Source organism: Pseudomonas sp. MWU12-2345 (assembly GCF_023242385.1).
GTDB lineage: Bacteria > Pseudomonadota > Gammaproteobacteria > Pseudomonadales > Pseudomonadaceae > Aquipseudomonas > Aquipseudomonas gingeri_D.
Genome location: NZ_JALLJA010000007.1, coordinates 220,553 through 241,323 on the forward strand (window position 1 = coordinate 220,553; position 20,771 = coordinate 241,323).

Annotated in this window: 20 protein-coding genes and 1 pseudogene; 16 read left to right on the forward strand and 5 right to left on the reverse strand. The window is 61.0% G+C overall.

From position 1 onward, the window contains the following. Positions 1-32 precede the first annotated feature (32 nt). On the reverse strand, positions 33-692 hold the full coding sequence (locus tag M5C71_RS16345; protein ID WP_103496816.1) for a TetR/AcrR family transcriptional regulator: 660 nt from the start codon (positions 690-692) through the stop codon (positions 33-35). 135 nt (positions 693-827) lie between these two features. Between M5C71_RS16345 and M5C71_RS16350 the strand changes: the two genes are divergently transcribed. The 9 genes and pseudogenes from M5C71_RS16350 to M5C71_RS16390 all read left to right on the forward strand — a co-directional run. Beyond that, positions 828-2,864 carry an NADH:flavin oxidoreductase gene (locus M5C71_RS16350; RefSeq protein WP_248768264.1) on the forward strand — a complete coding sequence of 679 codons (2,037 nt, stop codon included), beginning with the start codon at positions 828-830 and terminating at the stop codon, positions 2,862-2,864. A 25-nt stretch (positions 2,865-2,889) separates the two neighbouring features. Then, on the forward strand, positions 2,890-3,267 hold the full coding sequence (locus M5C71_RS16355) for a cupin domain-containing protein (protein ID WP_248768265.1): 378 nt from the start codon (positions 2,890-2,892) through the stop codon (positions 3,265-3,267). A gap of 117 nt (positions 3,268-3,384) precedes the next feature. Continuing rightward, positions 3,385-3,735, forward strand: a complete 351-nt coding sequence (locus M5C71_RS16360; protein WP_103496819.1) for a metalloregulator ArsR/SmtB family transcription factor — start codon at positions 3,385-3,387, stop codon at positions 3,733-3,735. A 101-nt stretch (positions 3,736-3,836) separates the two neighbouring features. Then, positions 3,837-4,307, forward strand: a complete 471-nt coding sequence (locus M5C71_RS16365; RefSeq protein WP_248768266.1) for an arsenate reductase ArsC — start codon at positions 3,837-3,839, stop codon at positions 4,305-4,307. After that, positions 4,307-5,041, forward strand: coding sequence for an arsenical resistance protein ArsH (gene arsH, locus M5C71_RS16370; RefSeq protein ID WP_248768267.1), 735 nt, complete (start codon positions 4,307-4,309; stop codon positions 5,039-5,041). The genes M5C71_RS16365 and arsH overlap by 1 nt, the downstream gene beginning before the upstream one ends. A gap of 294 nt (positions 5,042-5,335) precedes the next feature. Further along, the gene (locus M5C71_RS16375; RefSeq protein ID WP_152741937.1) at positions 5,336-5,938 is read left to right on the forward strand and encodes a TetR/AcrR family transcriptional regulator; all 603 of its coding nucleotides are present in this window, start codon (positions 5,336-5,338) and stop codon (positions 5,936-5,938) included. 403 nt (positions 5,939-6,341) lie between these two features. Continuing rightward, positions 6,342-7,031, forward strand: a complete 690-nt coding sequence (locus M5C71_RS16380; RefSeq protein ID WP_248768268.1) for a type 1 glutamine amidotransferase domain-containing protein — start codon at positions 6,342-6,344, stop codon at positions 7,029-7,031. 131 nt (positions 7,032-7,162) lie between these two features. Then, positions 7,163-7,855, forward strand: a complete 693-nt coding sequence (locus M5C71_RS16385; protein WP_248768269.1) for a phytanoyl-CoA dioxygenase family protein — start codon at positions 7,163-7,165, stop codon at positions 7,853-7,855. Between the two features lie 151 nt (positions 7,856-8,006). Continuing rightward, positions 8,007-8,852 (forward strand): annotated as a pseudogene (locus M5C71_RS16390) (AMP-binding protein); the annotation flags it as partial. Positions 8,853-8,938: 86 nt separating this feature from the next. On the opposite strand, the gene M5C71_RS16395 reads toward M5C71_RS16390, so the two are convergent. Further along, complete coding sequence (locus M5C71_RS16395; protein ID WP_248768270.1) at positions 8,939-9,850, reverse strand: LysR family transcriptional regulator; 912 nt, start codon at positions 9,848-9,850, stop codon at positions 8,939-8,941. Between the two features lie 606 nt (positions 9,851-10,456). Here M5C71_RS16395 and M5C71_RS16400 point away from each other — a divergent pair. The 4 genes from M5C71_RS16400 to M5C71_RS16415 all read left to right on the forward strand — a co-directional run bounded on the left by M5C71_RS16400 (position 10,457) and on the right by M5C71_RS16415 (position 13,554). After that, positions 10,457-10,645, forward strand: coding sequence for a DUF1843 domain-containing protein (locus M5C71_RS16400; protein WP_103496827.1), 189 nt, complete (start codon positions 10,457-10,459; stop codon positions 10,643-10,645). A gap of 33 nt (positions 10,646-10,678) precedes the next feature. After that, entirely contained in the window at positions 10,679-11,311 is a 633-nt protein-coding gene (locus M5C71_RS16405) for a DUF1842 domain-containing protein (RefSeq protein ID WP_103496828.1), read from the forward strand. 52 nt (positions 11,312-11,363) lie between these two features. Continuing rightward, entirely contained in the window at positions 11,364-11,945 is a 582-nt protein-coding gene (locus tag M5C71_RS16410; protein WP_103496829.1) for a DUF1842 domain-containing protein, read from the forward strand. Positions 11,946-12,090: 145 nt separating this feature from the next. Beyond that, entirely contained in the window at positions 12,091-13,554 is a 1,464-nt protein-coding gene (locus M5C71_RS16415; protein ID WP_103496830.1) for a GDL motif peptide-associated radical SAM/SPASM maturase, read from the forward strand. On the opposite strand, the gene M5C71_RS16420 is transcribed toward M5C71_RS16415, so the two are convergent. From M5C71_RS16420 to M5C71_RS16430, 3 genes are all read right to left on the reverse strand, one after another. Then, positions 13,555-14,193, reverse strand: a complete 639-nt coding sequence (locus M5C71_RS16420; RefSeq protein ID WP_248768271.1) for a DsbA family protein — start codon at positions 14,191-14,193, stop codon at positions 13,555-13,557. Positions 14,194-14,298: 105 nt separating this feature from the next. Further along, complete coding sequence (locus tag M5C71_RS16425; protein ID WP_103496832.1) at positions 14,299-15,198, reverse strand: LysR family transcriptional regulator; 900 nt, start codon at positions 15,196-15,198, stop codon at positions 14,299-14,301. A gap of 115 nt (positions 15,199-15,313) precedes the next feature. Next, positions 15,314-16,531 carry an MFS transporter gene (locus tag M5C71_RS16430; protein WP_248768272.1) on the reverse strand — a complete coding sequence of 406 codons (1,218 nt, stop codon included), beginning with the start codon at positions 16,529-16,531 and terminating at the stop codon, positions 15,314-15,316. 220 nt (positions 16,532-16,751) lie between these two features. On the opposite strand from M5C71_RS16430, the gene M5C71_RS16435 reads away from it, so the two are divergent. Genes M5C71_RS16435 through M5C71_RS16445 form a run of 3 tightly spaced genes read left to right on the forward strand, consistent with a single transcriptional unit; the run spans position 16,752 to position 20,714 of the window. After that, a complete protein-coding gene (locus M5C71_RS16435; RefSeq protein WP_248768273.1) occupies positions 16,752-18,023 on the forward strand; it encodes a c-type cytochrome in 1,272 nt (423 codons plus the stop codon). Beyond that, positions 18,020-18,502: a (2Fe-2S)-binding protein gene (locus M5C71_RS16440; protein ID WP_248768274.1), complete on the forward strand. Its 483-nt coding sequence runs from the start codon at positions 18,020-18,022 to the stop codon at positions 18,500-18,502. The genes M5C71_RS16435 and M5C71_RS16440 overlap by 4 nt, the downstream gene beginning before the upstream one ends. Continuing rightward, a complete protein-coding gene (locus M5C71_RS16445) occupies positions 18,486-20,714 on the forward strand; it encodes a molybdopterin cofactor-binding domain-containing protein (protein ID WP_248768275.1) in 2,229 nt (742 codons plus the stop codon). Before M5C71_RS16440 ends, M5C71_RS16445 begins: the two co-directional genes overlap by 17 nt. Positions 20,715-20,771: the final 57 nt, after the last annotated feature.

Here is a 20,771-nt window from a genome sequence, read left to right on the forward strand (position 1 = left end):
ATGAACCTGCCTTCGTCAGTCAGAAGTCGCGGTCATTGCGGGTTGGGGGGTGACGCGTCATCCGTGACATACCCATGGCGGGCGTAGAAGCGTTTCAACTCGCGCTCCAGGGGTTCCTGGCCGGTAAAGATCTTCACGTACTCGGGAATCCGCCGCATGCGCTCGCCGATATCCTCCCGGGTGTTGGTGCTGATGTAGCCGATCTGCGTCAGGTAGATCGTTCGCGCCCGCACATCGGCGGCGTCGAAGTCATAGTCGAAACGCCTGAACATCCGGATCAACGCTTCACGTCGGGCGATGTCGGCGACCCGGATATGTTCGGCCACTTCTGCGGACTGCAAGGCCCAGCTGCGCATGGCGAACTCGAACTGTGAATCGAACAGGTCGGGGTTCAGCCAACAGTCGAAAACATTGAGCATCGCCTCGGCAATGCTCTCGGCATAACACTCGGTCTGGGCGACCAGGTTGCCGGTGTTCTTCACCCGCCAACGTTCGATCAAGGCGCCGAGCAGCTCTTCGCGGTCCTTGAAGAACCAATAGAAACTGGTGCGCGACAGCCCCAGCTTCTTGGCCAGCGGCATCACCCGGACCGTGTCGACACCGCACTCGGTCAGGCTTTCATACGCGGCGTCGAGCCACCCTTCCAGGGACCCTCTCCAGCCGCTTTCTACTGCTTTGGATGGTTCGTTCATGGCTCGATCCTAATCCCTCACCCAGCACTGCGCAAGCAAAATGTACACCTGTGTCCAGCTTGTTGACACAGGTGTACATTTCGCCCTACCGTAATTTCAACCGAGGTCCCTGCCCTGTTCCGGAGAGTCTTGACGATGCTGAACGATCCGCTCCTCCAGCCCTATCAGTTGAAGCACCTGACTCTGCGCAACCGCATCATGACCACCGCCCATGAACCGGCCTATCCGGTGGACGGCATGCCCAAGGCGCTGTATCGCGCCTACCACGTGGAGCGGGCGAAGGCCGGCGTGGCCCTGACCATGACCGCGGGGTCGGCCGCGGTTTCCCGGGACAGTCCGCCGGTGTTCAACAACATCCTCGCCTACAAGGATGAGGTGGTCGGCTGGATGCGCGACCTCACCGACGCCTGCCACGAGCATGGCGCGGCGGTGATGATCCAGTTGACCCACCTGGGCCGGCGCACGCGCTGGGACAAGGGCGACTGGCTGCCCGTGGTGTCACCGTCGTTCGAACGCGAGGCCTCCCATCGCTCCTTCCCGAAGAAGATGGAAGACTGGGATGTGGAACGCATCATCAAGGACTATGCCGATGCCGCCGAGCGGATGAAGGCCGCCGGCCTGGATGGCATCGAGCTGCAAGCCTATGGGCATCTGATGGATCAGTTCTGGTCACCACTGACCAACGACCTCGAGGCGCCCTATGGGGGCTCCATCGACAATCGGCTGCGCTTTACCTTCGACATCCTGCGGGCCATCCGCCAGCGCGTCGGCCATGAGTTTATCGTCGGCGTGCGTTATACCGGCGACGAGCAAATGCCCGGCGGGCTGACCCAGGCCGATGGTTTGGACATCTCCAGGCGTCTGAAAGACAGCGGCATGGTGGACTTTCTCAACGTGGTGCGCGGGCATATCGACACCGATGCCGGCCTGACCGACCTGATTCCGATCCAGGGCATGCGCAACTCACCGCACCTGGACTTTGCCGGGGAGATTCGCGCCGCCACCCAATTCCCGACCTTTCATGCGGCGAAGATCCCGGACGTGGCCACCGCCCGCCATGCCATCGCCTCGGGCAAGATCGACATGGTCGGCATGACCCGCGCGCACATGACCGATCCGCATATCGTGCGCAAGATCATCGAGGGTCGTGAAGAGGATATCCGTCCCTGCGTCGGCGCCAACTATTGCCTGGACCGGATCTACCAGGGCGGGGCCGCCTACTGCATCCACAACCCGGCCACCGGCCGCGAAACCAGCATGCCCCATGACATCCCCAAGGCGCCGCGCCAGCGCAGGATCGTGATTGTCGGGGCCGGTGTCGCCGGGCTGGAAGCGGCACGGGTGGCGGCGGAACGTGGCCATGAGGTGGTGGTGTTCGAAGCCGCCAACCAGGCCGGCGGGCAGGTTCGACTCACCGCGCAATCGGAACGGCGGCGGGAAATGATCAGCATCGTCGAGTGGCGCATGGCCCAGTGCCTGGCGCGCGGCGTGAGCTTTCGCTTCAATACCTGGGCCGAAGCCGGCACCGTGCAGGACGAAAACCCGGACGTGGTGATCGTCGCCACCGGCGGCCTGCCCCACACCGAGATTCTCTCGGCCGGCAATGAACTGGTGGTCTCGGCCTGGGACATTATTTCCGGGGATGTGAAACCCGGGCGCAATGTCCTGCTGTTCGACGACGCCGGTGATCATGCCGGCCTGCAAGCCGCCGAGTTAATTGCCAAAACCGGCGCGAAAATCGAAATCATGACGCCGGACCGGACCTTCGCGCCAGAGGTCATGGCGATGAACCTGGTGCCCTACATGCGCTCGCTGCAAGCGCTGGATACCACCTTCACCGTCACCTTCCGCCTGCTCGCCGTCGAGCGCGAGGGCACCGAGCTGCTGGCAACCATCGACAGCGACTATGGCAGTGCGCGCAAGGTCCGGCGCGTCGATCAAGTGGTGGTCAACCACGGCACCCGACCGCTGGACGAGCTGTATTTCGAGCTGAAACCGGCGTCCAGCAACGGTGGCGTGGTTGAGCAGCAGGACCTGATCGTCGGCCACCCGCAACAGCTCGTGACCAATCCGGACGGCAAATTCCAGCTGTTCCGCATCGGCGATGCGGTGGCAGCGCGCAACACCCATGCCGCGATCTACGACGCTTTGCGACTGGTCAAGGACTTGTAAGCCAACCCACTCCCAGGTGCAAAACATGCCAGACAATGAAGCCCCCTCCTGGAAAATCAGCGCCAAGAACGGCATTCAAGGCCCGGTCAGCGGCTCGCTTTATCATTCGTCTTCCACTGATGAATGGCTGCCGACGGCGGCGGAAGGCTTTTGGATCAAGCCGCTGTTCGAGGACCCCGAGCGCGGTGAAAAGACCCTGTTGATGAAGGTCGATCCCGGCGCCCAGGTCGCCAGTCATACCCATGCCGGAGAGCTGGAGCAGTTGTTCGTACTGCAAGGCTCCTTCTTTGATCAGGAGCGAACACTGAATGTCGGCGACTACTGTTGCCGTGCGCCGGATGCGGCACACACGGCGGGCTCGGTACAGGGGGCCGTTTTGCTGTTGATTTATACCCGCCGATGAATAGAAGCCGCAGACGATGACATCTCGCCCAAGTCCGTTGCGCCGGCACTATCGCCACGCTAGATAAATATGTATATTCGAATATACGAATATCCATATGTATTGCGAGACGCCACCATGAGCCTTTCCCCCGCCACTGTCTTCAAGTGCCTCGGTGACGAGACCCGCGCTCGGATCATGCTGATGCTCTGCGAACAGGGAGAGCTTTGCGTCTGTGAACTCATCTGGGCGCTGGACGATAGCCAACCGAAAATTTCTCGTCATCTTGCCCAGCTACGCATCTGCGGACTGCTGGAGGATCGCCGCCAAGGGCAATGGATCTATTACCGCCTGCACCCGCAGTTGCCGGAGTGGGTCGAGGACATTCTCCAGGTGACCCTCAAGGCCAATCGAGCCTGGGTCGACCGGAGCACCGACCGCCTTACCTCCATGGCAGACCGTCCTGTTCGCCAGGCCGCTTGCTGCTGATCCCGCGCCCGAGACAATCAAAGGCTGGCCGCCCTCTCACACTTCCCATCCCGCTCATACCCCAGGCCCTGCGGTTGAGCATCCAAGCCCAGGAGACAACGATGAAAGTTCTGTTCATGTGTACCGCCAATAGCTGCCGCAGCGTGCTCAGCGAAGGCCTGTTCAACCTGATGGCGCCTGAAGGGATGACGGCCGTCAGTTCCGGAAGCTTCCCGAGCGGGCGCTTGAACCCTCGCGCGGTAAGCACCTTGCAAGGGCTTGGCGTGGACACCTCGGGACTCTATAGCAAGGGCTCGGAAAGCTTTGCCGACAATCCGCCGGACCTGGTGATCACAGTGTGCGACAAGGCCGGCGGCGAGCCCTGCCCGGTGTACTTCGGCCCCGCCATCAAGAGCCACTGGGGCCTGTCCGATCCGTCCGAGGTCAGCGGCACGGATGAAGAGGTCCAGGCCGCATTTGACGCGACGGTTGCGCATATCCGTCAGCGATTCACCGCGTTTTTCTCTCTCAATCTCAAAGCGCTCAACCCTACGGAGTTGAAGCAGGCGCTGGACCGGATTGGTGAGCTCTGATGAACGAATTTACCCAGGAAAACCCCAGCGATGCGCCGAACCTGGACCTGTCACTGTTCGATATACCTAGCGATGAGCGGCTCGCCCAGTACCGCCCGCCCACGCACAAGCCGCGCATTCTTTTGCTCTATGGATCAACTCGCGAACGCTCCTTCAGTCGGTTGCTGACGGAGGAAGCGGCACGCCTCCTGACGCTCATGGGCGCCGAAACGGCCATCTTCGATCCGTCCGGCCTGCCCCTGCCCGATGATGCACCCGCGGACCATCCCAAGGTGCGGGAACTGCGCGATCGGGTGATGTGGTCGGAAGGCCAGGTCTGGTGCTCACCTGAACGCCATGGCTCGATGTCCGCCGTGTTCAAGGCGCAAATCGACTGGATTCCCCTGGCGCTGGGAGCGGTGCGGCCCTCGCAAGGCAAGACCTTGGCGGTGATGCAGGTGTGCGGCGGCTCGCAGTCGTTCAACACGGTCAATCAGCTTCGCGTGCTGGGCCGCTGGATGCGCATGGTCACGATTCCCAACCAGTCCTCCGTGCCCAAGGCGTTCCTGGAGTTCGATGAGGCCGGGCGCATGAAGCCGTCGCCCTACTACGACCGCGTTGTCGACGTGATGGAGGAGTTGATGAAGTTCACGCTTCTGTTGCGCGGCCGGGAGGAATACCTGGTGGACCGCTACTCCGAGCGCAAGGAAAGCGCCGAAGCACTCTCCGCGCGCGTCAACCAGCGCTTCATCTAGGAGGACTGGCCACACGCCTCGGCGAGCATAAGATCGCCTTGGGCCTACACATTGACCGGCCACCCTTGACCTCGGTGGTGGTCGGCATCCGGTCCGAGCACGTGACCTCGCGCGGCCGTTGCGAGCATTTGCATGTGTTTGACAAGAGCAGTGGACTGCGAATCAGTTGATGCGATTGGCCTCTTGCTGGCGCTTGTTGATCTATTGACCTGGAAATCCAACACCCGCCGCATGACGGGGTTAAAACAAGAACCCCTAGTAGACCGATCGACTAGGAACCACTACCATCGCCCCATGAACACTCCAAAGACTCGCGAAACATCTGATGTCCGCCAAGGAATCCTTGATGTAGGCCAACGAATCATGGCCGCCAAAGGGTATACCGCCGTGGGCCTGAACGAGATCCTGGCCACCGCCGGTGTGCCGAAAGGATCTTTCTATCACTACTTCGGCTCGAAAGACGCGTTTGGCGAGGCCGTGCTGGAAGACTACTTCGAGTCCTACCTCGACGATATCGATCAGACGCTCGCCCAGCCCAACCAGACGATGGCCCAGCGGTTGCTGAACTACTTTCACATCTGGCAGGCCACCCAGTCCTTTCAGAATTGCCAGGGCAAGTGCCTGGCGGTGAAGTTGGGCGTGGAAGTTGCCGACCTTTCCGAAACCATGCGCGCCGTGCTCCAGCGAGGCACGGCGGGCATTATCGATCGCCTCACAAATGCGATTGAGATCGGTGTGGCCGAAGGCTCTCTGACCATCACCGGTAATCCTCGCAACGTTGCGCAGAGCCTCTATCAATTGTGGGTCGGCGCCAGCGTCATGGTGAAGATTACGAAAAGTGTCCAGCCCTTCGAGACGGCGATAGCCACGACCCGCCAGATTCTCAACCTGCCCTGAATCATGGCATGAGTGGTGTATCGCCCATCGTGGTGCTGCACTGCTCGCGTTACTCTCCCCCCGCAGCCTCCCCCCCAACGTCAATCCACTGTCCTTTCGCGACACCTCATCGCGTAGAAAAAACCCATGAGAAGCGTTGCGCAAAAAGACCTGAAAAAATACTAGACGACTGGTCTAATGGAAGATACTGTAGCCACACATTCACCCCACCCGACAAAAAGGAATACAGCGTAAAGTGCCATCAAGCCACGTAGCGATGCTGTCCTATCCACAGCACGTCGCGGAGCTGATCATCAGGGCTGCCCAATAATTTTTCTTCGCCCAGCCCATAGACGACCAGTCTAATTAAAACGCTCGATTTGTCGTGATCCCACGGCCTCAAACTGAAAACAGGACGCTCAAAATGAAAATTCTCATGGTACTGACCTCCCACGACACACTTGGCAACACTGGCCGTAAAACCGGCTTCTGGTTGGAAGAACTGGCAGCGCCCTACTACGCCTTCCTCGCCGCCAATGCAGATATCGTCCTGGCCTCGCCCAAAGGTGGCCAGCCGCCGCTCGATCCGAAGAGCAACGAGCCATCGTTCCAGACCGACCTGACCCGCCGCTTCGAGAACGATGCCGTAGCGACCGCCCTGCTCGCCAACACCGTGCGACTGGACAGCGTCTCCCAGGGTGATTTCGACGCGGTGTTCTACCCAGGTGGCCATGGCCCATTGTGGGACCTGGCTGAAGATCCAAAATCGATCCATCTGATCGAGGCGTTCCTGGCTGCCGGCAAGCCTGCTGCCCTGGTGTGCCACGCTCCGGGCGTGCTGCGCCACGTGAAAAAGCCTGACGGTACGCCACTGGTTGCAGGCAAAAAAGTCACCGGTTTCACCAATACCGAGGAAGAAGCTGTAGGCCTGACCGACGTAGTGCCCTTCCTGGTTGAAGACATGCTGGTCGCCAACGGTGGCCTGTACTCCAAGGGCGATGACTGGTCCTCCCACGTCGTCAGTGACGGTCTGCTGATCACCGGCCAGAACCCGGGCTCGTCCACCGAAACCGCCCAGGTCCTGATCGCCAAGCTGAACCCGCTCAACGCCTGAGCCCGCCCTTGACGGGAGACGCGCAAACGTCTCCCGCCGGTGTGGTCACCACCGTGGAAGCCCCGTATGCTGCAAAATCGCCATGGGCCGGTTCTGCAGGAGGCGTGGGTGGCAAGGGACTTGAGGACACTATGACTGACCGCGAGCAACTCCATCGAGAGGGCTATGTGCTGCTGCGCCGAGCGATCCCGGCCGAGTGGCTGGATGAGCTTCGCACCGTATTCGATGCAGGCGTGAAACCGTCGGATCAATGGCCAGTACCGCGGGGCATGGATTGTCGCCACTCGTTGTTGGACGATGACTCCAGGGTTCAGGCGGTGTGCCGCCTGCCGGGGTTGCTGGCGGTGGTGGGTGAGTTGATCGGAGAACGATTCTTCCTCTCCCAGGTGGAGGGTCGCGAGCCCCTGGCCGGTCGCGGCCATCAACAGCTGCACCGCGACTTGTCGGCCCAACGGCCCGGCGACATGGTCGGCGCCCTGGCTTATTTTGACGACTATGGCCCCGGGAACGGCGCGACACGGATCGTCCCCGGCAGCCATCGCCCCGGGCAGGAAGAACCACCCTTCGATTTCAATGACGAGTCCCGGTCCGTGCAGCTTTCAGGCTCCGCGGGAGACATCCTGGTCTTTGATGTCGATCTGGTGCATGCGGGCAGTCTGAACATCATCGGCGCACGCCGTCGCTCCATCCTGATCAGCTATTTCTCGGAACCCCTATACGCGTCGCACCTGAAAACAGTGGGGCTGCGAAATATTCGGATGGACACGAGCGATCGGTTCGACCCCGCGGACTTTGCCTTGAAGGGCGATTCAAACAACGCTTGAGATGCCTGAAGTTATTTCTCATGGACGCAAATCCACACCTGACGGACTATGCCGCTCAATGCGGTGAAGACTCGTAGTGCTCGCTCTAGACAGGGCAGTTGGCGTCGACGACTGACCAGGAAATCCGCGATCAGCCACGCAGGAGCCGAGCATGAATATCGCCAACTGGCTGGACGACGCCGGCCTTCGTTACCCAGAGCGTCCGGCCTTGTTCGAGGGACGACGGCAAGTCGCCAACTACGGCGTCTTTGTCGACCTGGTCCGGCACCGTGCCGGGTATCTGATCGACGAGCACGGCATTGCCCCCGGCGATCGGATCGCGCTGTTCATGATGAACTGTTGCGAATACCTCGAACTGCTCTATGCCATCTGGTGGGCCGGCGCGGTGGCGGTGCCGATCGACTGCAAGCTGCACCCCGTCGAGGCCGGCTGGATCGTGCGCAATGCCCGGGCCCGGCTGATTTTGACCGATGGCGGCCAGGTGTTCGCGCCCGGGGCCCTGCCCCAGGTGTGTCGAGAGCTGGATCGGGAGGACATGGGCGCACTCACCTCAATCACTTCACCGCCGGACACGCCCTGCCCGCGTCAGGCCGATGATCTCGCCTGGCTGTTCTACACCTGCGGCCCCACCGATCGCTTCAAGGCGGTGATGCTCAGCCACGGCAACTTGACGGCCATGTCACAGGGCTGTTCACCCGATGTCGATCCGATCGACGCCGATGAGGCCGTGGTCTATGCAGCGCCGATGTCTCACTGTGCCGGGCTCTATAACCTGATCCATGTGCGCCGGGCCGCTCGCCATGTCGTCCCGGAGTCTCGCGGCTTCAAGGTCGACGAACTGTTCGAACTGGCGAGCGGGTTCGGCAATATCGCGTTGTTCGTGGCCCCCGCCATGTTCACCTGCATGGTCGAACAGGCCCGCCGCCTAGGCTACGATGGCGGGGAAATCAAGACCATCATCTACGGCGATGCGCCCATCTACCCGACAGAACTGCGTAACGTACTGCTCAAGAACAGCTACGGCGAACTCCTCAAGACGGAGCTGCGCCTGTGGTTGAACACCAGTGCCAACGACACCGCCGATCACTGAAGCACATTTTCGATACCGGGCTTGGAACGGCTGCGTACAGGGTGCGCGACTCGCTCATGCAGGCCCAACGCGACCACATCGTTCAGTGCCTGGCTCGACAACTCCGGGTTGTTGACCACCAATCGCACTTCGAGGAAATCCTCGAAACCAGGAAAGATGCTCAAGCCGTTACGCAGGGCCGCCTCGCGGGACACCATGCCGAGGCCGTCCATCTGCGTAATCAACGAAAGGGTCAGGATTTCGCTGCCGGAGTAGATCATCCGCTGGGCGGATTCATAGCGCCCCAGGCCGGCATCGAGAAAGCGCGAGAAACTGTGGGAATACGGACAATCATCCGCCGGACGAACCAGAAACTTATTACCCAGCAGCACCAACGGATCGCTCTCATCACCACAGTGGGCGCCCACCACCCGGATATGCACATCCGGCAGCACAATACTCGGCAATCCGAGCTTTTGCGGGCCGATCAACACGGCCAGGTCGAAGCCTTCGTTCTTGAGCTTGCTGAGGTTTTCCATCGACTCGGCGTAGCTGAATTCCAGCTGATGGTCAGGGAACACCTCGATCAGGCGCCCGATCATTCTCCGATTGAAGTCCTCCGACAGCGTGGTATTGAGCGCCACCTTCAGGGTGCGTTGCCCTGGCGCCTTCAGCGCGGTGACTTTCTCTTCCATCTGTCGCGTGGCGACCAACACCTTGTCCATGTAGGGCGTGAGTTCCGTGCCCTGGGGGGTCAGGGTCAAGCCCTTGTTGGAGCGCCGAAACAGGCGAAAACCAAACTGCTCTTCGACCTTGTTCAACTGCGCGGCCAACGCCTGCACCGTCAAACTGGACTGCTCCGCGGCCGCCGACAACGAGCCGGTCTGCACGATGCGCATCAGGTTGCGTAAGATTCTACTGTCCATGGGCTGATGCCCTCTAAGGTGAGCTGGCGATTGTCGTGTACCTTGCGGTCTATAGGGCGCCATTTGATACAACGGCTCACAGCGCACGCTTCCTGAAAATGAACCGACATGACCGTTCGGCGCTTTTTTTGGCGTGATCGGAAATTCATATCTAGGGTTACGTAACTGGCGAAATGCCAGTCTGCGAGTATCGGAAAACCTGCTGTTACCGACAGCTAATACCCAAGAAAATCAGGGATGGTTTGTGCTTGCGATCATCTATTCGCTCGCCCTGAGTGACGAGTTGATCCCTGCGTTTCGTTGTTTTCTCTCAAGGATAGAAAGATGACCAACGTACTATCGATTCGCACGTTTTTTTCACATCCCCTCCTGGCCGCCGATCATCACAATCCGGTCATCAAGACGCCCCCGAACATTACACAGTCAGCGTGGGCAACTCAACGGCGCGATTGAATCGTCGCCCACCACCGGTGCCTTCGCTAACGCGCAATTGCAAGCGGCCATTGTCGACGGGCAAAACATCGCCCCGAAACGGGGTCAGCGTGCATAAGGGTGCCCTCCTTCCCGGAAGGAGGGTTTGGCAACACCACGGAAGGATCCATCGTTATGAATCGTTCAACGCCCCACGCTTTACCTCCTTACGGGACCGCCATCCAAGGCGCGATCGAGGAGGGCAATCTGCAGCAGATGAAAGCGTTGCTGAAGCAACGTGACTCAACGAAGCCGCAACCGCAAGACCTGCAAACCGCGTATGAAAAGCTGGCCAAGGAAGTTTCCCGTTTAGAGAAGCTTTAGGGCCTTTCTCTCAATGCAATGGAGGCAATAACTATGTCTGGTTCTACTCAGCAACTTGTCGGCTTGTTCCCACTCAGTTATCGAATTGGCACCTCGGCCCCCGGGGCACAAAGCCTGACGCTCAATCTGCTGGTCTTTACGCCCGAGCAGAGTGTCAGTGGTACTGCCATCGTCACCCAGGCGATCAACCCGCCGCTCGATCTACAGTCGGATGTCTGGGGTGAATACACCTACATGACGGTCATGTCACCGGCCGTCAGCAAAATCCTGATTACCGCTCAAGGCAACCACGGCGGCCCCACTGCGAACACTGCCGTGAACTTCAAGTTGCACCTGGTGGTGGGCAGTGACTGGAAAGAAGGCGTGGCCAGCTACCAGTACCAGGATGGCCAGCGCTGGGTCAGCGTCAACAATGTCCCCGCCCACCTCAATGAACCGGTGCAATCCCGCTTCTTTCCACCCATGGGCCCTGGCCCGGTCATTCTGCCCTACCCACCGATTATGCCCCTGTACGCCGCGCCGATTCAGAGCGCCATTGCCAGCGGCGACCTGGCCCAGATGAAACACCTGGCCGGCCTCGCCAAGCAGCAACTGGAGCAGCAACCCCAGTTGCAGAGCGCACTGGAAGCCGCGAAGGGCGAAATCAGCAGGCTGGAGCGGCGCTGACTGGCGGCGCGATCAGACTGAACTGTCCGCATACAATCAAGGGAGTTGCACCATGTCGATTGGACTTTTTCATACTCGCCTCATCACCCATACCCCACTGCTGGGTGCGCCGGTACTTACCCTCGATCTGCTGGTCGATACCGCTCGCAAGACCGTCACCGGAATTGCCAGTGTGTTCGCCAGTACCTACCCAACGGTTAATTTCCGCGCCAAGGTCTGGGGCAATTACTCCGAGGCCAAACTGACAGCCTCGGTGGAGAACCACATTGTCCTCACCTTGGAGGGTGGCCCAAGCAGACCGCCCAGCCAGATCGCCGAGACGTTTCATCTCAAGGGGATCCTCGGCGCGGATTGGGCCAGCGGGTTTGTCGACTATAACTACTTCGAGCATGGCCAAGAGCATTACGTCAGGCACGCCGCTGTCAGCCAGGCCCCCGTCGAGCAGCACGAGCCTGGGAGGCATCCCGTATTGCCGCTCTACGCCGTGGCGGTGCAGCAGGCACAAGCCAGTGGCGATCTGGCGCAGCTGAAATCCGTTGTGCACCTGGGAGAGCAGCAACTGGCGCATCACGGTGTGCTGCAAAGCGCCCTCGAGCAATTGAACGCGGAAATCGCGCGCCTGGAAGCACGCTAGTCCGCTTTGCCCGGGCGAGGCCGATTCTGGTCTCTCCCGGGTCTTTCCAACCAGAGGCAAATCCAACCGCGCCATCGACGCTAGGGAAGGCGCGAACACTTCGATGGACTCGTATCGCGCCGTGCCCGCGCGCAAGGATTTCCCCATGTCAGACAACCGCCCTGCCCGTTATCTCAGTGAGACCGACCTCAAACGCTACGTACCGGTTCATGTGGTCTGGGAAATCACCCTGGCCTGCGACCTCAAATGCCTGCACTGCGGCTCACGCGCGGGCCATCGACGTCCCGATGAACTGAACACCCGCGAATGCCTGGAGGTGATCGACTCACTGGCGGCTCTCGGTACCCGAGAGATCACCCTGATCGGTGGCGAAGCCTATTTGCGCAAGGACTGGACGCAGCTGATCCGGGCGATCCACGATCACGGCATGTACTGCGCCATACAAACAGGCGGACGTAACCTGACGCCCGCCAAGATGCAGGCCGCGGTCGACGCCGGCCTCAATGGCGTCGGCGTTTCGCTCGATGGTCTTGCCCCGCTGCATGACGCGGTACGCAATGTCCCGGGCTCCTTCGACAAGGCCGTGGACACCTTGCGCCGCGCCAAGCAATCCGGGCTCGCCGTGAGCGTCAACACGCAGATCGGCGCGGCCACCTTGCCTGATTTGCCGGCGCTCATGGACACCATTATCGAGCTGGGCGCCACTCACTGGCAGATCCAGCTCACGGTCGCCATGGGCAATGCCGTCGATCACCCGGAGCTACTGCTACAACCCAGCCAGTTGCTTGAAGTGATGCCGCTGCTGGCGCGACTTTACCGGGAGGGGGTCGATCGCGGCCTGCTGATGAACGTGGGCAACAACATTGGCTACTACGGCCCTTACGAACATCTCTGGCGCGGCTTTGGTGACGAGCGCGTGCATTGGAGTGGCTGCGCCGCCGGCCAAACGGTTCTGGCACTTGAGGCCGATGGCACGGTGAAAGGCTGCCCTTCCCTGGCCACCGTCGGCTTTTCCGGCGGGAACGTGCGCAACATGAATCTGCACGACATCTGGCATTACAGTGAAGGCATGCATTTCGGGCGCCTGCGCGGCGTCGAGGACCTGTGGGGTTATTGCCGCAGCTGTTACTACAACGATGTATGCCGCGGTGGTTGCACCTGGACCTCACACTCCTTGCTGGGCAAGCCAGGCAACAATCCTTACTGCCATTACCGTGCGCTGGACCTGGAAAAACAAGGGCTGCGAGAACGAATCGTGAAAATCGAAGACGCCCCGCAGGCCTCCTTCGCGGTCGGGCGTTTCGACCTGATCACCGAGCGTATCGACACCGGTGAAAAAGTCAGCAGCGTCAGCGATAGCGGTCAGGTGATCAAACTGGCCTGGGCCAATCAAGGGCAGAAATCGCCGGATGAAGGACGCATTCCCGTGCAACTGGCCCTGTGCCGTGGCTGTTTGCAATACATCTATCCCCACGAGTCGACCTGCCCGCACTGCCAAGCGGATGTGGCGGCCGCAGAAGCGGAACACCAGGCCAACCGCACCAGACAACAGGCCATCATGAACACCCTGACGGGTCTCCTGGGGATTGCACCCAGCACCTTGATGTAGCTATTGCGCAACGAGGTGCTGGCTACGGGGAGGTTTGAGCAGCGTTGCCAAGATGGCGGATGGCTGCGCGCCGCTGATTACCGTGCCGCCGGACTGGATGGCTGGTGTCAGGCGCCCACACCATGCGCTGGTTTCGCGTTCGGCCTCCACAAGCGCCTTGACGCCGTCTTCGCTGCGCAGAAAGTTCATGGCCAGGTGCCGCTCTTCGGTGTCTTGCGGGAGCAAGGCAACCAGCGACGCTGGATCGCTGATGTCCTTGCCCTCGCAAAAAAGCGCATGGTAAATGCCTTCAAACAGGGTTTGGGTGCATTGCCCCCTATCCCTCTGCCACCGCATGAGCCGAAGCGCGCGTTCCGTATCCGGCACCGTGGTGATCAGGCTGAAGTCCAACGAAATACCGAACTGCGCGGCGGCAAGGGAAAGGGCTTCTTCATGGCCTTTGGCTTGGCTGCCGAAGCGATTCTCCCGGTAGGTGCGATAGTCCATGCCGACCTGGGCTGCCGGGTGCGACCGACACGCCTGGTAGTCGACTGGCAGGATGACCCCGGTGGTAGCCATGGCTTGGCGCAGGCGTTTTTCACCGACCCAACACCAGGGATTGAGAAAATCAAAGGCCAAGGCGATGAACGTGTTTTTCATGTGGATCGACCGAAATGTCCAGTGACCCGACTTTAGGTGAAATGACTCGCTCCGAGTAGATATCCGCAGCGCAATGCAGTGTTGCGTGGGCGCTGTCATCCCCCCTCAGTAGCTGAGGATTTCCTCGAGAAAGGCGATAAAAACCTTCACCCGGCTGGATCCTCGATGGTTTGGCAAATACAACACATTGATCATGCCATTGGCCTCGCCCGGGTTGGCCTCGTAGTTGGCGAGTACGCGGGTCAGAAGCCCTTGGCGCACATCCTCGGCCACCAGCCAATCCGCCAGCAACGCAATGCCTCGGCCACTCAAGGCCGCTTCACGGAGGATATCGGCATTGTTGCTTTCAAGCCGTCCCTGGACATTGATGCGAATGCAATCTTCCGGGCTGCGAAAAACCCAGCCCTGATGCAGGCCCTCGTAATCGAAGCGCAAGCATTCGTGATTCAAAAGCGCCTGTGGCTGCAAGGGAATGCCGGCTCCGGCCAGATAGTCGGGGCTTGCAACGATCCAGCGTTCGAACCGGCCGATCGGTTTACTGATAATGTCTTCGCTGGCCAATGAGGAGCCCAAGCGAACGGACAGGTCGATTCGCTCCTTCAACAGATCGGTCATTTGGTCGCTCAGCGACAGGCTCACGTCGAGTTCTGGATACTGGGCAAGCAAGCGCCCTATGTGCGGGGCTATGACCCGCCGGCCAAACTCGACCGGTACGCTGACCCTCAGGCGCCCGCGGGCCACGGCGTTGCGGTCGGCAACGGCCGTGTCGGCCTCGGCGAGGGCATCCAGGATAAAAAGAGCCTTTTCGAAGTACGCTTGTCCCGCGACGGTGGGGCTGGTACTACGCGTCGTACGATTGAGCAACGACGCGCCCAACTCCGTTTCGAGGCTGGCGACCTGGCGAGTGACGGATGAGGTTGAAACGCCGAGTTTACGCGCCGCGGCAGAATAGCCACCGCAGCGCACGGTTTCGACGAACATAGTCAGCGCAAGCAGTTTGTCCATGGCCCAAACTCCGATGTTGTGAGCGACTGGACCCAGTGGCTCAACCGATATACCTGGTTGGATGCATTCTGAACAAGCCTCGCGTGTTTGCCTTGAAGGGTTGTGCTGGCAAGCCTCACAACTTCGCACTAAAGCGCAGGCGGCTGAAAAACAGCACGGCCGCCACGGCGGGTATCAAAGCAGCCAGGCAGACGAACAAATTCCATCCCAGGCGTTCGTAAAGCGGGCTCGCCAGCACCGAGCCCAAGGCTCCGCCAAGGAAAATACTCGTCATGTAGACCGCATTCAAGCGAGCGCGACTATGCGGATCAAGAGCATAGACCTCACGCTGTCCCAGCACCATGTTCAGTTGAACGGCAAAGTCCAGCAGCACGGCGCTAACCACCAGCCACAGGTAACCCGAGGCCGGCAGTGCCGCGATCAATAGCGATGCCGGCGCCAGTAGCAGGGCGATGAGGCTACCCCGCTGCGTATGACCGGCATCCGCCAGGCGTCCTGCAATCGGAGCCGCTATCGCCCCGACCGCGCCCACCAGGGTAAACAGGGCTACCTGTGTTTGGCTGAAATGGTGATGACGGATGAGTTCGACAGGCGCAATCGTCCAGAAAATGCTGAAGCTGGCAAAGAGCAATCCTTGATACAAAGAGCGTTCGCGAAGCACGGCATAACGGCGCGCGAGGCTGAAGATCGAACCGATCAACGCCCCGTAGCTGGCACGGTGAGCGGGCATTCGTTGCGGCAGGGCAACCCCCATCAAGAGCGCGATCATCGCCATCAGGGCGGACGCACCAAAGAACACCCCGTGCCAGCCGAACGACTCGGTGAGCGTGCTGGCAATCGGGCGGGAAAGCAGAATCCCCAACAGCAAGCCACTCATGATGTTGCCCACCACCTGGCCACGGGATTTTTCCGGCGCCATATGCGCCGCCAGTGGCACCAGGATCTGTACGGCCACCGATGTGAGGCCGATCAGCAACGAACAGATCAGAAAGGCTGAAGGCGTCTGGCTCAGCGCGGCACCGGCCAGGCACAAGGAAGCCGCCAGCGAGAAGCCAACCACCAGCCGACGATTTTCCATCAGGTCGGCCAGGGGCACCAAAAAGAACAGACCCAATGCGTAGCCGAGCTGAGTCAAGGCAACGATGAGGCTGGCGTGCTCGCTTGACAGGCCAATCTGCGGCGCAATCAGTTCAACGATGGGCTGGGCGTAATACAGGTTGGCGACGACGGCCCCGCAACAGAACGCAAGCAAAACGACCATCGTGGTGGACAGGGTTGGCGACGTGACAGGCGTCGCCTTCAGATCAGACGTTGTGGAGCTGCCAAGGGACATGGCCACACCTCATTAGGGGTTGAATGGATGGCGCTAGCCTAGGTGCCTGTTTGCAACTTAGGAATCAGGCGGTGGAGCAACACTACGATGCGCGAGGCGCAATGCTCGGCGCAGGTGCAGTTGGCGCAACACACTGTTGCGCGGCGAGGTGATACCCCGCTTCGGCATGCCTGCCTACCCTTCCCGTTTCGAGCACAACGCTGGCGAAGGATGAGCAAGCATGAACAAGAAAGGTCTGTGGCTAGGTGGGCTTACCCTCGCCGTCTGTGGCGCCGCTTTAGCCGGTGCACTGATGTGGCGACCCTCCCTGCCCCCCGTCAAGCAACCTGCGCCGCGCAATGCCGAGCAGATCCGGCGCGGAGCGCTGGTGGTCGAGGCCGGCGATTGCGCGGTCTGCCATACGCGCCCGGGTGGCGAGTATCTGTCCGGCGGACTCCCGCTGGCGACCCCCTTTGGCACGCTCTACAGCACCAACATCACACCCGACGATCGCACGGGTATGGGTCAATGGTCCCTGGAGGCGTTCGAACGGGCCATGCGTCACGGCGTATCCCGTGACGGGCATTTTCTGTATCCGGCGTTTCCCTATGCCCATTATCGCCGCATGAGCGAGGACGATCTGAAAGACGCTTATGCCTATTTGATGAGCGGACCGCCAGTGGACTCGCCCGCCAGGCCGAACCAGATGAACTTCCCCATGAACATTCGGCCGCTGGTTTCGTTCTGGAACCTGCTGTTCCTTCATGGCGCACAAGCACAACCGGAGTCCGGGCAAACGGCGCAATGGAATCGAGGCCGGTATCTGGTCGAAGGGGCCGGGCACTGCGCGGGATGCCATTCACCGCTCAACCTTTTGGGCGCCGAAAAGTCCGGGCAATCGCTGGCCGGCGGCACGGTCGATGGCTGGGAGGCGCCTTCCCTGCTGGGTTTGGCCCAAGCGCGCAAGCCCTGGAACAGTCAGCAACTGGTGGACTATCTGCGCGGCGAGGTGGCGGCCGATCATGGGGCGGCGGCCGGCCCCATGAGACCGGTCAGCCTGGGCCTGGGGAAAATGCCCGTCAGTGATGTGCAGGCCATTGCCGAATACCTGCTGAGCCTGGGTGCGCACACTCCAGCTGAAACACCCTCGCCGACGCCTGACACCCGAGCGCTCGACCCGACGGCACGCAATGAAGGGGCCGCCCTCTTCCAGGCGGCCTGTGCCGGCTGTCATGGCGCAGGCGCCCCCATGCGTTTGATCGACGGGCGTCCTGATCTTGCCGACACCTCAGCCCTGCGCTCCGCCAGTTCGCGCAACTTCGTGAAGACGGTACGGGAGGGCATCGCCATGACCCCGGGCGCTTCAGGCCCCGGCATGCCGGCGTTTGCCGCCCTTCTCAACGACGCCCAACTCACGGTGCTGGCGACATACCTGCGCGCTCGCGCCGAGCCGGATCATCCCTGGGCCGACCTCCCGGAAACTATCGACGACTTACGCGAGGATGCGCAATGAGCCGCATGACCCTGAATGTCAATGGAGCGTCCCACGTGCTGGACATCGACGCCGACACGCCCCTGCTTTATGCCTTGCGCAACCAGCTTGAGCTCAATGGCGCAAAGTATGGCTGCGGGCTTGGCCAGTGTGGCGCCTGCACGGTGATCGTCGACGACAAGCCGATCTTTTCCTGTGTCACCCCTTGCTCAAGTGTGCAGGGCAAAAAAATCCGTACCGTGGAAAGCCTGGGTACAGCCGATCAGCCCGGCGCCTTGCAAAAGGCCTTTATCGAAAAACAAGCCGCACAATGCGGCTACTGCATCGCCGGAATGTTGATGCGCGCCCAGGCACTGCTGGAGCGCGATCCCAACCCTGACGAGCAGACAATCACCACTCACATGGCGCCGAACCTCTGCCGTTGCGGTACACATTTGCGAATCATCGAGGCCATCCGTGCCGTCGCCGTGTCGGGAGCACACCATGAAGAGCAACGCTAACGTCGATCTCGGGCGGCGCGCCTTCCTGCGCAACGGTTCCTTGCTGGTGGCGTTCTCGCTGCTACCGGTTGCCGGCAATGCATGGGCCGACACCGAGGTGGATACCCTCGGCACGCTGGTCCTGGCTCCAGACCTGGCCGGCAGCTTGCGCAGCAACCCTTACCTGGATGCCTGGATACGCGTCGATGCGCAGGGAATAACCGTCTACACCGGTAAGGTCGAACTGGGTACCGGGGTGAAAACCGCCTTGTTGCAGATCGCCGCCGAGCGTCTGGAAGTGGCGCCCGATACCATCAACATGCTGACTGCCGACACCGCGCTGACACCCGATGAAGGCTATACCGCGGGGAGTCACACCATCGTCGACAGTGGCACGGCGTTATTCAATGCCGCGGCCCAGGTGCGCCAATTGCTGGTGGAGTCCGCGGCCAGGCATTGGCACGTCGAGCCTGATGGGCTGGTGACCCGTGATGCGCTGATTCAAGGGCCCGACGGGCAGCGCATGAGCTACTTCGAGGCCGTCGGCGGCGTGGACCTGCATCGCCATGCGCTGCCGAAATCGCCAGCAAAGGCCCCTGGAGAATTCAGCCTGATCGGGCACTCACTGCCTCGCCTGGACATCCCGGCCAAGGTCAGTGGCGGTGCCGCATTCGTACAAGATATGCGTTTGCCAGGCATGCTGCATGCCCGACTCATCCGGCCACCCAGGCCAGGTTGCCAACTGCTGTCGTTTGATCCCGAGGCCTTGCAAAGCCTGCCTGGTGTGGTGCAGGTCGTTCATGACGGCAACTACCTGGCCGTGGTTGCGAAGGACGAATGGCAGGCCGTGAAGGCGATGCGCGCGGGGTATGCGCAGGCGAAATGGAGCGAAGGCGTTGCGCTGCCCGATGCACGCAGCATCCATGCGTTGCTCCCGCACTTGCCATCGCGCCGTTACCCCATCAGCCACACGGGCAGTCCGGCGGCGGCCCCCGGACCGGGTTATCGGGCACGGGTGACCAAGCACTATCTCATGCACGGTTCTATCGGCCCGTCCTGCGCGGTGGCCTGGTTAAAGGACGACGTGCTCACTGTCTGGACCCACTCCCAAGGTGTCTATCCGCTACGCGCGGGTATCGCGCAAATGCTCGGCTTACCCCTGGAACGGGTTCGCTGCATCCATACCGAAGGGTCCGGCTGTTACGGCCATAACGGCGCGGATGACGCGGCGGCGGACGCCGCCCTGATTGCCATGCGCGTGCCCGGCTCTCCCGTGCGGGTTCAATGGATGCGCGAGCAGGAAAACCTCTGGGAGCCCTACAGCTCGGCCATGATCACCGAGGTGCAGGCAAGCCTGGATCAAGACGGCCGGATCCAGGATTGGGCCTACGAACTGTGGACGACCCCGCACAACGAACGCATCGTCAATGCCGGTCGCCTGTTACCGGCGCGCTTGCTCTCCAAACCCTTCACCTCGGCCCCATCGGTGCCTATCGCACAACCGGAAGGCGACGGTGATCGTAACGCCGTGCCCCTGTACAACACGGCCTCGACCCGTATCGACATGAACTTCATCACCCTGATGCCATTTCGCACCTCGGCGATGCGCTCCCTGGGTGCGCACATCAATGTCTTTGCGATCGAAGCCTGCATGGATGAGCTGGCGGCGCGCGCCGGTGTGGACCCCGTCGCTTTGCGCCTCGCCCATTTGGATGACCCTCGCGCTCGAGCGGTGATAGAGCGAGTGCGGGACGACTTCGGCTGGACAACCCAGCCCGTCAAGCCGGGCGTGGGGGTCGGCTTTGCCTTCGCGCGGTACAAAAACATCATGGGGTATTGCGCCCTGGCGGTGCAGATCAACGTTCACCCGCAAACCGGTGACATCGTGGTTGATCGGGTGGTCACGGCCGTGGATGTCGGACAGATCGTCAGCCCCGACGGCCTGCGAAACCAGATAGAGGGTGGGATTGTGCAATCCACCAGTTGGACGTTGTTCGAAGCCGTCGATTTTGATGCCGCAGGCGTCCGCAGTTACGACTGGAGCGGTTATCCGATCCTGCGTTTTCCACAATTGCCACGGCGTGTCGAAGTGCATTTGCTCGATCAGCCAGGCCAGCCATTTCTGGGCGCCGCGGAGATCGTGCAAGGCCCGATGGCGGCGGCCCTCGGCAATGCCCTGGCCCACGCCACTGGCCGACGGCCTTTGCAACTGCCCCTGACCCGGTCGCTTTGAGTGCGGCCGCCATGACCGAGCGTGAGCGCGGTCATGGTGGCCTCTACCCAGACCGGT

Bases quoted from the DNA above. Each gene is read 5' to 3' on its own strand.
- M5C71_RS16440 (WP_248768274.1), top strand. From the start codon at position 18,020: ATGAGCCGCATGACCCTGAATGTCAATGGAGCGTCCCACGTGCTGGAC.
- arsH (WP_248768267.1), top strand. From the start codon at position 4,307: ATGAACGAATTTACCCAGGAAAACCCCAGCGATGCGCCGAACCTGGAC.
- M5C71_RS16350 (WP_248768264.1), top strand. From the start codon at position 828: ATGCTGAACGATCCGCTCCTCCAGCCCTATCAGTTGAAGCACCTGACT.
- M5C71_RS16345 (WP_103496816.1), bottom strand. From the start codon at position 692: ATGAACGAACCATCCAAAGCAGTAGAAAGCGGCTGGAGAGGGTCCCTG.
- M5C71_RS16360 (WP_103496819.1), top strand. From the start codon at position 3,385: ATGAGCCTTTCCCCCGCCACTGTCTTCAAGTGCCTCGGTGACGAGACC.
- M5C71_RS16400 (WP_103496827.1), top strand. From the start codon at position 10,457: ATGAATCGTTCAACGCCCCACGCTTTACCTCCTTACGGGACCGCCATC.
- M5C71_RS16435 (WP_248768273.1), top strand. From the start codon at position 16,752: ATGAACAAGAAAGGTCTGTGGCTAGGTGGGCTTACCCTCGCCGTCTGT.
- M5C71_RS16425 (WP_103496832.1), bottom strand. From the start codon at position 15,198: ATGGACAAACTGCTTGCGCTGACTATGTTCGTCGAAACCGTGCGCTGC.
- M5C71_RS16420 (WP_248768271.1), bottom strand. From the start codon at position 14,193: ATGAAAAACACGTTCATCGCCTTGGCCTTTGATTTTCTCAATCCCTGG.
- M5C71_RS16380 (WP_248768268.1), top strand. From the start codon at position 6,342: ATGAAAATTCTCATGGTACTGACCTCCCACGACACACTTGGCAACACT.
- M5C71_RS16385 (WP_248768269.1), top strand. From the start codon at position 7,163: ATGACTGACCGCGAGCAACTCCATCGAGAGGGCTATGTGCTGCTGCGC.
- M5C71_RS16365 (WP_248768266.1), top strand. From the start codon at position 3,837: ATGAAAGTTCTGTTCATGTGTACCGCCAATAGCTGCCGCAGCGTGCTC.
- M5C71_RS16405 (WP_103496828.1), top strand. From the start codon at position 10,679: ATGTCTGGTTCTACTCAGCAACTTGTCGGCTTGTTCCCACTCAGTTAT.
- M5C71_RS16445 (WP_248768275.1), top strand. From the start codon at position 18,486: ATGAAGAGCAACGCTAACGTCGATCTCGGGCGGCGCGCCTTCCTGCGC.
- M5C71_RS16395 (WP_248768270.1), bottom strand. From the start codon at position 9,850: ATGGACAGTAGAATCTTACGCAACCTGATGCGCATCGTGCAGACCGGC.
- M5C71_RS16415 (WP_103496830.1), top strand. From the start codon at position 12,091: ATGTCAGACAACCGCCCTGCCCGTTATCTCAGTGAGACCGACCTCAAA.
- M5C71_RS16375 (WP_152741937.1), top strand. From the start codon at position 5,336: ATGAACACTCCAAAGACTCGCGAAACATCTGATGTCCGCCAAGGAATC.
- M5C71_RS16355 (WP_248768265.1), top strand. From the start codon at position 2,890: ATGCCAGACAATGAAGCCCCCTCCTGGAAAATCAGCGCCAAGAACGGC.
- M5C71_RS16410 (WP_103496829.1), top strand. From the start codon at position 11,364: ATGTCGATTGGACTTTTTCATACTCGCCTCATCACCCATACCCCACTG.
- M5C71_RS16430 (WP_248768272.1), bottom strand. From the start codon at position 16,531: ATGTCCCTTGGCAGCTCCACAACGTCTGATCTGAAGGCGACGCCTGTC.